The sequence below is a fragment of the Nocardia sp. NBC_00881 genome, assembly GCF_045207455.1.
GTDB lineage: Bacteria > Actinomycetota > Actinomycetes > Mycobacteriales > Mycobacteriaceae > Nocardia.
This window is the reverse complement of sequence record NZ_CP108798.1, coordinates 6517206-6531131: the sequence shown is the minus strand read 5'-3', so window position 1 is coordinate 6531131 and position 13926 is coordinate 6517206. Positions and strand designations below refer to the sequence as shown.

Genomic DNA, 13926 nt, shown 5'->3' with positions numbered 1-13926 from the left:
CGCCCATACCACGACCGCACGGTCATTCCGTGCCCAACAACTCGGCGAACTCGACGATCGAATCCACTCGACCCCAGGAACCTGGCGCGCCAGCGCCGACACCGTTGTCGAGTACCACAGCCTGTAGGTCCTCCAGTGCGGTCGGGTCGAGTGTGTCGAGCCCTGCCCGATCGGTCATCAAATGGGTGACCCATTCGTCGGCGAGCGACTCGGTGGTGACGCCGCCGTCCCACACGAGTACCACCGACGCGCCCGCCGATCCAGCGGCGACCACCTCGACCAGCGCGGCGAGCGATTGCGCGCTGCCGTGCTGGAATGTGCGGGATTCGAAGGTCAGCTCGGTCCGCGCGCACAACCCTGCGGCCGCCGCGGCCAACCCGTCGTAGCTGAGCACCTGCTCCCCGACGAACGCCGGGTCGCTGCCGCGCAGCGCACGGACACGGTGCGCGTAGGTCACCGGGCGCGGCGACTCGGCGGCGACATCGGCGACAACGCCGGGATCGTCGAGCGCCAGCCAGTCGATGGCACCGATCGAGCCCGAGTCACCGACCGTGAGCCCGACCCCGACCTCCAGCCCGTCCGACAGCGCCGCGTCCAGCGCATCGACCGCCACCACCGCCGCACCCGCCTTCAACACGGCCCAAGCGCTGATCACCGCCTCGATACCCCGATCGAGCAACACCGCGACACCCATACCCGGCCCAACACCCCGCGCGATCAACACCCGCGCCAACCGCGACGAACGAGCATCCAGATCCTGATAAGAAAGGGCGTTCTCGCCGGAGACCACCGCGGGCCCTTCCGGATCGTCTTCCACAGCGACCGCCAACACCTGTGTCAACGCAGTGCCCGCGGTCGCCACCGGCGGTTCGGCAGCCACCGATTCAGCCGCGGCGGCCATCTGTTCTCGTTCGGTGTGGTCGAGGATGTCGATGTCGCCGACGAGCACGTGTGGGTCGGCGGCCACCCTGGTCAGGATCCGTTCCAGCCTGCGACCGAAGGACTGCACCGTGGTCTCGTCGAAAAGGTCGACCGCGTAGGTGAAGACGGTGTCCAGCTCGCCGAACGAACCATCCTCGCCATGGCGCGGGTGCACGTTCACCTGCAGATCGAACTTCGCCGAGACCAGACCCGCGTCCAGCGCGGCGACAGTGAGCCCGGGCAATTCCAAGGCCGGCTGCTCGGTGTTCTGGAACGACAGCACCACACCGAACAGCGGACTCTGCGTAGTCGCCCGACCAGGCGCCACCACCTCCACCACCCGCTCGAACGGAATATCCGCGTTGGCGAACGCCGTGAGATCGGTCTCGCGCACCTGGTCGACCAGAGCAGCGAAGGACGCCGACCGCTCGACCGCTGTGCGTAGTGTCAAAGTGTTCACGAACATCCCGACCAGATCATCGATCGCACGCTCACCACGACCCGCGATCGGCGTGCCGATAGCCACATCCGAGTCCCCGGACAACCGGGCAAGCAGCACCGCCAGCGCCGCGTGAACAACCATGAACAGGGTCGCGTTGTATTCCCGCGCAAGGACGGCCAGCGCCTGGTGCACCTCCGGCGAAACGGCCAGGCCGGTGTTCGCCCCACGCATCGTCGCCACCGCGGGGCGCGGACGGTCCAGCGGCAATTCCAACTCACCAGACAACCCCTCGAGCTGGTTACGCCAGTACGCCAACTGCCGAGCGGCTATCGAGTTCTCCTCATCATCGGTGCCGATGACACTGCGCTGCCAGATCGCGAAGTCGCCGTACTGCACCTCCAGCGGCGACCAACGCGGCGAGTTACCACCGATCCTGGCCAGGTAAGCAGTCATCAGATCACGAGCCAGCGGCACCATCGAAGCACCATCAGCGGCGATATGGTGCGCGACCACAGCCAGCAGATACTCCTCCGGTCCGGACTCCACAAGCAAGGCACGCACCGGAACCTGATCGGTCACATCGAACCCGGTGAGCATCAACTCGGTCACCCGACCCATCGGGTCACCGGTGGCCACCACCTCCAACCCGCCGGGCAGCACCTCGGCCACAGACAAGATCTCCTGAAACGGCAACCCCCCCGGCCCGCTCACCGGATACCGCGTCCGCAGCGACTCATGCCGCTCCAACACATCCGCCAACGCATAACGCAACGCCGACACATCCAGCGCACCAGACAGCCTGATCGCCAGCGGAATATTGTAAGCAGGCGAAGCCGGATCGAACTGATTGAGCACCCACATCCGCTGCTGCGCCAACGACAACGGCACCAGCTCCACCCGCTCGATGCGAGCCAGCCCCGGACGCCCCCCTACACCAGGCACAATACGGTCGGCCAACGCGGCAACAGTAGACGCCTCGAACAGCTCGCGCACGGCGACGTTCGCGTCCAACGCCGCATTGATCCGCGCGACCACCCTGGTCGCCAGCAACGAATTACCACCAAGAGCGAAGAAGTCATCATCCAAGCCAACCTCACCGGCACCGAGCAAACCGGCGAACACATCAGCCACGGCTTGCTCGACCGGCGATCTCGGCGCACGAAAAGTCACCGAACCGAAGAACTCCGGTGCCGACAACGCCCTGCGATCAAGCTTGCCGTTCGGAGTCAGCGGCAGGGCCTCCAGCACGACAATGCCATCAGGAACCGTATAGCTGGGAAGAAACTCAGCAACCTGAGCGCGCAACACCACTGGATCCAATTGAGTACCGGCATCGGGCACCACATAGCCGACGAGCCGATCACCCACCTGCTCATCGACACAGACCAGTACGACAGCCTGGCTCACACCGGCGCAACCCGACAACACCGACTCGATCTCACCGAGCTCGACACGAAAACCACGCAGCTGTACCTGCTGGTCACCACGGCCCGCGTATTCGAGGGTGGCCTGCCAACCGAGACCGACCCAGCGGCCGATGTCGCCGGTACGGTACATCCGAGATCCCGGTGCGCCGAACGGATTCGCGACGAATCGCGCGGCGGCCAGTCCGAAACGGCCGAGGTAGCCGCGGGAGAGCTGGTCGCCCGCGACGTAGATCTCCCCTGCCACGCCGACCGGCGCCGGATGCAACCTGTCGTCGAGCACATAGGCGTCCAGGCCGGGCAGCGCACGGCCGATCACGCCGGCCGCGTTGTCCACGATGTGCTCGTCGAGCGACAGGAACGACACGTGCACGGTGGTCTCGGTGATTCCGTACATGTTCACCAGCCATGGCGCGTTCACAGCGTACCGCTCGTACCAGCGCCGCAGCCGACGCAGATCCAGCGCTTCACCACCGAAGACCACGTAGCGCAGCGCGAACTTGCCCTGGTCGATCGGGTCCGCGGCACGGTCGGCCTCGGCGAGCTGATAGAACGCCGAAGGGGTCTGGTTGAGCACCGTGACCTGTTCGCGAATCAGCAACTCGCGGAACTGTTCCGGCGAACACGACGTGAGGTAGTCGACTATCACCACGGTGCCGCCGTTGGCCAGCGCGCACCACAACTCCCACACCGAGAAATCGAACGCGAACGAATGAAAAAGCGTCCACACGTCGGTCTCGTCGAACTCGAACAGCAGCTGAGTGTTGGCGAAAAGCTTCACCACGTTGCGGTGCGCCACACCGACACCCTTGGGCACACCAGTCGAATCCGAAATGTAGATGACATACGCCAGGTTGTCCGGACGCAGCGGCGCGATGCGATCGGTGTCACCGACCGGGTCGTCGGCGAAGTACGCCGCCTCCTCGAGCAGAATCACCGGAATATCGCCGGTCGATACCGCGACGCGCTCGTCCGCCGTGGTCAGGATGCAGATCGGTGCTGCGTCGGCGAGCATGAACTCCAGCCGCTGCGCCGGATAGGTGGTATCTATCGGCAGATACGCCGCACCCGCTATCAGCACCCCCAACAACGCGACCGGAAGCTCCTCCGACCGCGCAACCGCCACGGCCACCAGCGATTCCGGACCCGCACCATGCGCGATCAACGCACGAGCCACCTGGTTCGCCTGACGCTGCAACTCACCGAAAGTCAGCGTGGTGTCACCGAAACGAATCGCCCTCGCGTTCGGCCGCCTGCGCGCCTGCGCGCCGAGCAGATCCACCAGGGTCACCTCAGGCACCGTCGCACCCGGGCTGTTCCATTCGTGTAGGACCAGGTCTTGTTCGCCTGGGGCGAGTATGTCGATGTCGCCGATGGTCACGGTGGGTTGGGATGCGACGGTGGTCAGGATTCGGTTGAAGCGGTCGGCGAAGTCTTGCACGGTGGCCTGGTCGAACAGGTCGGTGGCGTAGGTGAATGCCGCTGACATGCCGTGGGGTTCGCCGCGCCGTTCGATGTTTTCCACCAGTGTCAGTTGTAGATCGAACTTGGCCAGCGGCACCGCGAGGTCCACTCCTGATACCGAAAGTCCGGGCAGTTCCAGTTCGGTGTGTGCGAGGTTCTGGAAGGTCAGCATCACCTGGAACAGTGGATGGCGCCCTGCCGAACGCACCGGGTCCAGCAACTCCACCAGCCGCTCGAACGGAACATCAGCGTGCCCGAACGCCTCGACATCGGCTTCACGCACCGCACGCAACAGCTGATCGAAACGCGTGCCCGAGTCGACCTCGGTGCGCAGCACCAATGTGTTGACGAACATGCCGACCACATCATCCAACGCCGCCTCGCCACGTCCGGCGATCGGTGTTCCCACCGCGATGTCACCGGTGCCCGACAACCGAGCCAACAACACAGCCAGCGCCGCGTGCATCACCATGAACAACGTCGAATTGTGGGTGTGGGCGAGGCGGCTCAACGCCGCGTGCACATCAGCATCTATGTCGAAGCCGACCGTGGCGCCGCGGTGCGAGGCGACCGCGGGACGTGCACGATCCGCGGGCAACTCCAACTGTTCAGGCAGTCCTGCCAATGCGCTGCGCCAGAACGAGATCTGCTGCGCCAGTACCGAATCCGGGTCGTCCTCGACACCGAGAACCGCACGCTGCCATATCGCATAGTCGGCGTATTGCACCGGCAACGGTTCCCATTCCGGCACGCGACCACGCACCCGGTCCGCGTATGCGCCCATCAGGTCACGAGTCAACGGGCCCATGGAGAACCCGTCACCGGCGATATGGTGCACCACACAGATCAACACATGCTCGGTCTCGCTCAACGCCAGTAGCCGCACCCGTACCGGCGGCCTGCTGGTCACGTCGAAACCGTCTGTCACCACGGCAGCGATGAACGCGGGCACCTCGCTGTCGTGGGCCTGCTCGATCATGAACTCCGGCACCGCGCGCACATCACCTGTCGGCAGCACCAGCTGGTAGCCTTCGCCATCGATCTCCGGGTAGACGGTACGCAGCACCTCATGCCGTTCGGCGAGGTCGCCCACCGCGGCCCGTAACGCCTCGACATCCAGTCGGCCCGACAAACGCACCGCCACCGGGATGTTGTCTACCGCGCTACCCGGATCGAAACGGTTGAGAAACCACATCCGCTGTTGGGCATACGACAACGGCACCCGCACCGGTCGCGGGCCCGCACGCAACGCTTGGCCCACCACCGAACCCACATGCTGTTCCACACGCGCCGCCAACGCGGCGACAGTTGTCGCCTCGAACAACAACTGCACCGGCACCCGCACACCCAACGCCGAACCGACCCGTGCCGCGGCCTGCGCGGCAAGCAACGAATTACCGCCGAGCTCGAAGAAGTCGTCGTCCGCCCCGACCCGGCCGTCCTCCTCAGCCACCAGCAACGCCCCGAACACCTCGGCCACGACCTCCTCAACCGGTGTCGAAGGCGCACGAAACACACGCGCAGCAAAAACAGGCTCCGGCAACACCGCACGATCAAGGCCCACATACTCGAGCACATCGCCCGCACCACCCCCGGACTCCACACACCGCACGAAATCACCGGTCCGGTAGAGCCGCCCACCAAAGGCACCGAATGGGCTGGCCACGAAGCGCTCCGCGGTCAACCCCGGCCGGCCGAGATAGCCCTGCGCCAACGCCGCACCCGACAGATACAACTCACCCACCACCCCGGCAGGCACCGGACGCAGCCGCGAATCCAGCACGAACGCACCGACTCCCGCGATCGCCGAGCCGATCGTGATCGGATCACCCGGAACTATCGCCGTAGTACTCGTCGCGAGAATCGTTGCCTCGGTAGGCCCGTAACCGTTGTAGAACTCCCGCTCACCCCCCAACGGGCAACCAGCTCCGGCCCGAACTTGTCCCCGGCCACCACCACGACCTGCAGGTCGCCCAAACCCTCCGGGTCCACCGATTCCAACGCGCCCGGAGTAATCAACATGTGCGTGACACGCTCGCGCCGCAACAGATCCGACAGTTCATGCCCACCGAACACCGACGGCGGCGCGATCACCAACATCGCCCCGGAAGAGAACGCCAACAACAACTCCAGCACCGACACATCGAAATTCGGCGAGCACACATGCAGAACCCGCGACTCCTCGCTCACCCCGTAATGCGCGCGCTCGGCGGCCACCAACCCGGCAAGACCACTATGGGAAACCACGACACCCTTGGGCTTGCCGGTCGACCCCGAGGTGTAGATCACATAAGCCGGGTGCCGCTCATCCAGCGGACGAACCCGATCGGTATACGAAATGGGATGCCCTGGGCGCGCGGCGATCCGCTCCGCCTGCACCGGATCATCCAACTCGATCCAGTACACGGCGGTGCCGAGCACGGCACGGTGCGCCGAGGTCGTCAGGCCCACCACCGCACCGGAATCGGAGACGATGTGGTTGATCCGGTCGGTCGGGTACGTCGGATCCACCGGCACATACGCGGCGCCGGTCTTCGCGATCGCCCAGACCGCGAGCACCGACTCCACACTGCGCGCGATGCCGATAGCGACCACATCGCCCGGACCGACACCACGCTCGATCAACTCCCTCGCCAGCCGCGAGGACGCCGAATCCAACTCGGCATAGGTCAGCTCGCGATCATCGGCGGGATCTCCCGTCGGATTGAACCTGATCGCGACCTCAGTGGCGGCGGACTCCACCGCAGCGGTGAGTAACTGCCCGAAAAGCAAACTGCTCGACCTGCGGCGACGGCTACCTCGAGCGGATCGACGGGCGGTTTCCATTCGAGTGCATTCACCTCTCGCATCGAGCCAGGACCCGGCCCTACCCAGATCAGGGCATGTGTCCAGGACCAGTGCGGTCCGAGCAATCATATAAGGGGACTGATCGGTAGCCACTCGCGATTGGATTGCCACGGCTTCCGCTGCTGCGGGCCGCCCCCTTCGGTGCGGCCATCCTTTCGTCGAACACCGCCCGATCCCTCATGAAAGTGGCGCATTGCCCGATGCCTGCCGTGGGATCGACGCAGGTTCTGTCATGTCGCGGGAGCAGCCGAATCGATGAACTCGTTCACAACCATCCACGCCGGGTGGCCTGCACGCCCGCCTGGAATCGGGTGCTCGCGCCGAGCCGCTCCAACAGCCGGGCGGTGCGGCGGACCACGGTGCGCCTGGACATCCCGAGCCTGCGGGCGATGGTGTCGTCGGTGGCGCCGAGACCCATCAGGGTCAGGATCGCCCGGTCGCGTTCGTCCAGCGCCTCCGCGGTCGGATTCACGGAGATGGGCGCGGCCAGGGCCCAGAGCACTTCAAAGGTCTTGATCAGCAGGTCCAGCGTGGATGAGCCGGTGATCCGCAGACCCATCGGGTCGGGCCTGCGTTCGTCGGCGTGCAGCACCAGGCTGGCCCGTTCGTCGTCGCTGATGATCAGCTTGAACGGCGGTTCGGGCAGCGTTCTGGCCTGTGCCCCACTGGCATTGGTGGACAGTGCGTGCCGCAGGCGCTCCGGGTCCTGGTAGACGGTGTCCTGATAGAGGGTCTGGTAGCGGATGCCTTCGGCGATCCTGGCCCGTTTGAGCTGGAACAACTGTCGCTCACGGTCCAAATCGCTGAGATAGGGCCCGCGTTCGACGAGCTTGACGCAGTCGCGCGCACCGGTCTGCATCTCCTCGAAATCCGCGAGCATCTCCAAGCGCTCGAATACCGGCACCACGGCGCCGCTGCCGCGTGGCGAGCGGCGCACCGAACGAAACGTCTCGCTCAGGCGCGCGGCGGCAGCATGCATCTGGTTGATCTCTTGTTGCCTGCGCCGCGCTTCGACTTCGGACAACGATTCCGGCGCGTGCGCGTCCCATACCGGGTCGCCGTCGGGCGACTCGATGCGGACCGCGGCATGCAATTCACACAACAGATCCAACGAGTCCGCGGCGAGGTCTACCGAAATGCCCAGGTACTGCGCGATATCGGCGAGACTCGATCGCGGATGGTGCACCAGCACGGCGTAGGTGCGGCCATGCGGTGATCCAGGCTCGAAGATGTCGCCCAGCTCGGTCACGGCCCGAGCCTAACGACCGACCGATGCCTGTGGGGCGGCTCGAGCAGACCGACTCTCGAAGCGCTCATCATGCCGCCGCAGTGCGGACACCCCGCGGTAGACACCGGCGTGATCGTCGCAATAGCAAGCCCGGCAACTGAACTCAGTGCGCGGACGGGCCCCACTGCATGGGCACGCCCTTGGCTGCCAGGTAAGGCATGGGGTCGATCTTGGTGCCGCCCTGGTTCCAGATCTCCAGGTGCAGGTGCGGACCGGTCGACTGTCCCCGGTTGCCGACGGTAGCGATCACGTCGCCCGCGTTCACCCGCTGGCCCGCGTGGACGAACATCTCGTTCACGTGGCCGTAGACCGCGGTGGTGCCGTCGTCCTGCAGCACGCGCACCCACAGGCCGAACCCGGAGGCCGGGCCCGCCTCGATCACGGTGCCGTTGCTGACCGAGTGGATCGGCGCGCCGAGCGCGTCGGCGAAGTCGAGGCCGTAGTGCATGGCACCCCAGCGACTGCCGAATCCTGAGCTGATCTCGCCCCCCACCGGGCGTACCGCCTGGGCCGGAGCGACCTGCTGCTGCACACCCCGGAGGGCCTCCTCGGCCTGAGCCAGCGGTGCGACGACCTCCGGCGGCAGGTTCGGGATGCCGAACGGAGCGGCCGCCGAAGCGGCCACCGGCGCGGCCACCTGGGTGGCGGCCGGAGCGGGCTCCGCCGCAGCCTCGACAACCGGCTCCTGCGCGGTTTTCAGCTCGGCGACCTGCGTGATTCCGGTGCCCTTTGCGGTGACCTGTTCGACCGCCTCATCGTCGGCGTCGTGCGCACCGGGTAGCTGTGGTGACGCGTAGGTGACCTGGGTGGCGGTGCCGATCAGCGCGCCGGTGGCAACCACGACGCTCGCAGCGAACTTCACCCGCCCAGCAGAGGACGGCTCGGCGCGGTGCCGTGTCGGCCGACCCGTGACACCATCGCCGATGAGGCTCATGACGGTAATAGAGCTGGGGCCTACACGGTGCTGCGACAAAGCTGCGTCCTTGCCTCGAAGAACAGGGGTCCGTCCCGGATGCCATGCTTGCGTCGACCGGTTGATAACGATCCGGTGAAGCTGAGCTAGATAACGTTTCGGCGTCCGTTGTGATGGGAACTCTACCTCGTCGTGACCATTCCGCAACCTTTTGCGACAAAGTTGCTGGTGAGCGCTGGGTCACATGTCCAAATGAGCGAGACTTGGACCGTGATCATCCACCAACTGGGCGTCCCCATCGTGCTGGCCCCGATGGCGGGCGGCCCCTCCACTCCCGAACTCACCGCCGCGGTCGCCGAAGCGGGCGGTTTCGGCCAGCTGGCGGCCGGCTATCTGAGCGCCACCGACACCGCCGCGCGGATCACGGCGACCCGCGCCGCGACCGACAAGCCGTTCGGCGTCAACCTCTTCGTGCCCGGACCGGAGACACCCACCGCCGACCTCACGGCCTATCTCGCCGAACTCGGCGCCGACCATCAGCTCGGGGACGCAAAGTTCGACACCGACGACTGGGACGCCAAGCTCGACCTGCTCGTCGCCGATCCGGTCGCGGCCGTCTCGTTCACCTTCGGCTGCCCGACCACCGAGGAGATCGCACGGCTGCATGCCGTCGGCTCCGAGGTGTGGGTGACGGTGACGTCGGCGGCCGAGGCGCGCGTCGCGGTCGAGGCGGACGCCGACGTCCTCATCGCCCAAGGCGCGGAGGCGGGTGGGCACCGCGCCACCTTCGTGGACCGACCCGCCGATGACGCGACCGATCCGCTGACGCTACTGGCCCTGGTGCAGATCCTGACCGCCGCCACCGACCGTCCGCTCGTGGCGACCGGCGGTATCGCCACCGGCGCAGGCATCGCCGCGGCGCTGGCGGCGGGCGCCGCCGCCGCACAGCTCGGCACCGCGTTCCTGCGCTGCCCCGAGGCGGGCACCAATCAGGTGCACCGCGCCACGCTCACCCAGGACACCCCCACGATGCTCACCCGCGCCTTCACTGGACGCCGAGCGCGCGGGTTGCGCAACCGATTCATGATCGAGCACACCGCGGCGCCTGCCGCGTACCCGGAGATCCACTACGCCACCGCCCCGCTGCGGGCGGCAGCACGCGCGGCCGGCAACCCGGACGAGGTGAACCTGTGGGCTGGGCAAACACACACCCTGGCACCGGAGCTACCCGCGGGTGAACTGGTGCGAACGCTGGCCGCCGACACGAAAAACGCACTGGAGTCAGCGCTTTCGCGCCGAATCCAGCCTTGTTGACAACGACTTTCGATTAAAGTCGAGGGGCATCGCATCGGCCGTCTATCCCTGGAGGAAAGCGCTATGTCCCTCGATGTCCCCACCGAACTACTCGAACGCGCCGAGCGCGGCGAGGTCGACGACGCCGACTTCGTCGAGGTCGTCCGCGATTCGCTGCCCTACGCTTGGGAAGTCGTCAGCCGAGTCGCCGGCGACTTGGAGTCCGGCACTGCCGAATTCGCCGACAACACGGTTCCTCCACCGGACGAGGTCGCCCGCGGGCAGCTGCTGCGAGCCATGGCCTCGGACGCGATCCGCGGCGGGCTGGAACGGCATTTCGGCGTGAAGCTCGCCTTCCAGAATTGCCACCGGGTCGCCGCGTTCCCGATCTCCGCGGTCGGCGGCGATACCTACACCACGTTCATCGGCACCAGGGCCCAGCTGCTCAACCAAAACCCGGAGCTGCGCAACTGCTGATCGGCAAACTCTGAACACCCGGCGCGGCAAACTGTTTCGGCCTGCGCCGGGTGTTCTCTTGTCAGCATCGCACCCGCGCGTCGACACCGGCTGTCTTCCGACCCTTCGCGTAGTGTGAACCGGCATGAGCAGCAACGATCTTCGGGATGAGATCGAGGGCAGGCTGGCGCCGTGGCAGCAACAGCTCGGCGGGGACGGTGCGGGCTACACCAATCACGTGCTGCGCGTGCTAGCCCTGTGCGATCTTCTGGCAGATGATCAGCAACCCCCACCCAGCAGCCGCGAGGAGTATCTGACCGCCGCCGCCTTGCACGACATCGGCATCTGGTCGGCGGGTACGTTCGACTACCTCGCGCCCTCCTGCGACCACGCACGTGCCTGGTTGGCGAGCATCGACCGGAGCGACCTGACCGAGATAGTGGTGCCGATGATCACCGAGCACCACAAGATCCGCTCCGCCGGTGCACCGGACGACGCGGTCGAGATCTTCCGCCGCGCCGATGCGATCGACGTCGAGCTGGGACTGCTCGGCCGGTTCGGGGTATCCAGGGCGACCTACCGTGACCTGGCAAAACGAAATCCCGACCACGGCTTCCATCGCGCACTGGTGCGGCTGGCCGCGCGGCGACTGTGGACCAACCCCACGTCACCACTGCCGATGCTGAAGTGGTGACGTGAGGCGGTGTATTCAGCCGAGCGTGGTGACGTCCAAGTCGCCCTCGGCGTACTGGGAGCGCAGCCGCTTCTTGTCGAACTTGCCCACGCTGGTCTTCGGCACCTCCGCGATGAACGTCCAGCGTTCCGGCAGCTGCCATTTCGCGACCTTGTCCGCCAGGAACTCGCGCAGCTGTTCGGGTTTCGCCTCGGCGCCCTCGGCGAGCACGATCGCCACCAGCGGCCGCTCGTCCCATTTCTCGTCCGGCACGCCGATCACGGCCGCCTCGGCGACCGCAGGGTGCCCCATCACGGCGTTCTCCAGGTCCACCGACGAAATCCATTCGCCGCCCGACTTGATCACGTCCTTGGAGCGGTCCACCAGGGTGAGGTAGCCGTCCCCGCTGATCTTGCCGACGTCGCCGGTGCGCAGCCAGCCGTCGTGGAACTTCTCCGCGTCCACCGGGACGCCGTCCGGCGAGTAATAGGAAGCGGTGATCCAGGGGCCGCGTACTTCCAGCTCACCGAGCGATTGGCCGTCGGTGGGGACCACGCTGCCATCGTCGGCGACCAGGCGAGCCTGCACGCCGGCCGGGAACCGGCCCTGCGTCACCCGGTAGGGCCACTGGTCTTCCTCGGTGAGCGCACTTGCCGGCGGATGCGCGACGCTGCCCAGGGGCGAGGTCTCCGTCATGCCCCACGCGTGCAGGACCCGCACGCCGTGCTTGTCCCGGAAGGCGCGCATCATCGACGGCGGAACGGCCGAGCCGCCCACAACGACCGAGCGCAGGTGCGTGATGTCCTGTGGTTTCGCTGCGAGACCAGCCAGCACCCCACCCCAGATCGTGGGCACGGCGGCGGCGAAGGACGGCCTCTGGTCGGCCATGCACTCGAGCAGGGGCCCCGGCTGCAGGAAACGGTCCGGCATGAGCAGACTCGCGCCGGACATCAGCGCCGCATACGGCAGGCCCCATGCGTTCGCGTGGAACAGCGGCACGATGGTGAGGATGGTGTCGGTGCCGATCAGACCCATGCCGTTGTTCGCGGCGACCTGCATCGCGTGCAGCCAGTTGGAGCGGTGCGAGTACACCACGCCCTTCGGGTCGCCCGTGGTGCCGGAGGTGTAGCACATCGCCGCGGCGGACCGCTCGTCGATCACCGGGAAGTCGTAGGTATCCGGCTGCGCACCGAGCAGTTCGGTGTAGGAGTGCACCTGGACACCGTCCGGCGCGGCGAGCGTGGCCGCGTCCCCGTTGACCACGACGACGTGGCGCACTGTCTTCATGTGCGGCAGCAACTGGGTGAACATCGGCACCAGCGTTCCGTCGACCAGCACCACCTGGTCTTCGGCGTGGTTGGCTACGTATACGACCTGGTCCGGGAACAACCGGATGTTCAGCGCATGCAGCACCGCGCCCATCGCGGGCACCGCGACGTAGGCGACCACATGCTCATTGTTGTTCCACATGAACGTGCCGACCCGGTCGCCGACGCCGATCCCCAACCCGCGCAACGCGTTCGCCAGCCGTGCCGACTCGACGCCGACCTCGCGGTAGGTCATGGTGCGCACGCCGGTACCGGTCCAAGTGGACACGGTGGAATCGCCGACGAACGTCGATGCGTAGCGCAGCAACGTGGCCAGCGACAACGGCTCGTCCTGCATGGTGCTCAACATCGGAACTCCTTTTTCTTCAGTGACTTCCCGTCAGAAAGCCAAGTCGGTGTCGGCAACCTTCGGCGTCTCCGACGTGATCCCGTCGGGCAACCCGATCCAGCGCACCACCTCGGGGTCCGGAATCGGTGTGCCGCCGGCGAGCATGGCGCACGACAGCACGCGCTCGGGGCCGGTCCATGCCACGTTGTCGGTGAAGCCGAGAGCTCCGAGGGCGCGCCGGGTACCCGAGGCGAGATGCTCGAGGATGTGGCTCCATCGGACCAGGTCGGGAACCGTGGAGAGGTTCGGTACGCGCGCCGGCATGTCTCAGCACGAACCGACCATGAGCCACATCACATCGGCGATGCTACCCAACAGTAGGCGCAGCGGGGAGGTGCCGGCGGGATCCGGCCGGACGTGCGGCCGCCATCAGCCTCCGCTGGTCAGCTCGGCTACCCGGTCGAAGCGGTCCGGTCCGACCCGCTGCGCGCCGGATACGCGTGGACCACGGCGGTGTTCAGTTTCAGCACGACATGGGGCGCGGACCGC

7 protein-coding genes and 1 pseudogene are annotated in these 13926 nt (G+C 66.5%); 3 read left to right on the top strand and 5 right to left on the bottom strand.

Annotated features, from left to right (window positions below; translation table 11 throughout):
- Positions 1 to 22 precede the first annotated feature (22 nt).
- The 3 genes and pseudogenes from OH799_RS28245 to OH799_RS28235 form a co-directional block, all read right to left on the bottom strand.
- Positions 23 to 7077, bottom strand: a pseudogene (locus OH799_RS28245) (amino acid adenylation domain-containing protein).
- A 286-nt stretch (positions 7078 to 7363) separates the two neighbouring features.
- On the bottom strand, positions 7364 to 8347 hold the full coding sequence (locus tag OH799_RS28240; RefSeq protein ID WP_406270137.1) for a DNA-binding response regulator: 984 nt from the start codon (positions 8345 to 8347) through the stop codon (positions 7364 to 7366).
- A 142-nt stretch (positions 8348 to 8489) separates the two neighbouring features.
- Positions 8490 to 9320: a M23 family metallopeptidase gene (locus tag OH799_RS28235; protein WP_406270134.1), complete on the bottom strand. Its 831-nt coding sequence runs from the start codon at positions 9318 to 9320 to the stop codon at positions 8490 to 8492.
- Positions 9321 to 9551: 231 nt separating this feature from the next.
- On the opposite strand from OH799_RS28235, the gene OH799_RS28230 reads away from it, so the two are divergent.
- The 3 genes from OH799_RS28230 (at position 9552) to OH799_RS28220 (ending at position 11742) form a co-directional block, all read left to right on the top strand.
- Entirely contained in the window at positions 9552 to 10613 is a 1062-nt protein-coding gene (locus OH799_RS28230; RefSeq protein WP_406270131.1) for a nitronate monooxygenase, read from the top strand.
- A gap of 63 nt (positions 10614 to 10676) precedes the next feature.
- Entirely contained in the window at positions 10677 to 11069 is a 393-nt protein-coding gene (locus OH799_RS28225; RefSeq protein WP_406270128.1) for an SCO5389 family protein, read from the top strand.
- Positions 11070 to 11193: 124 nt separating this feature from the next.
- Entirely contained in the window at positions 11194 to 11742 is a 549-nt protein-coding gene (locus OH799_RS28220; RefSeq protein WP_406270125.1) for an HD domain-containing protein, read from the top strand.
- A gap of 15 nt (positions 11743 to 11757) precedes the next feature.
- On the opposite strand, the gene OH799_RS28215 is transcribed toward OH799_RS28220, so the two are convergent.
- Both OH799_RS28215 and OH799_RS28210 read right to left on the bottom strand, forming a co-directional pair.
- Positions 11758 to 13398, bottom strand: a complete 1641-nt coding sequence (locus tag OH799_RS28215) for a long-chain fatty acid--CoA ligase (RefSeq protein WP_406270122.1) — start codon at positions 13396 to 13398, stop codon at positions 11758 to 11760.
- Positions 13399 to 13428: 30 nt separating this feature from the next.
- Entirely contained in the window at positions 13429 to 13701 is a 273-nt protein-coding gene (locus OH799_RS28210) for a hypothetical protein (RefSeq protein ID WP_406270119.1), read from the bottom strand.
- Positions 13702 to 13926: the final 225 nt, after the last annotated feature.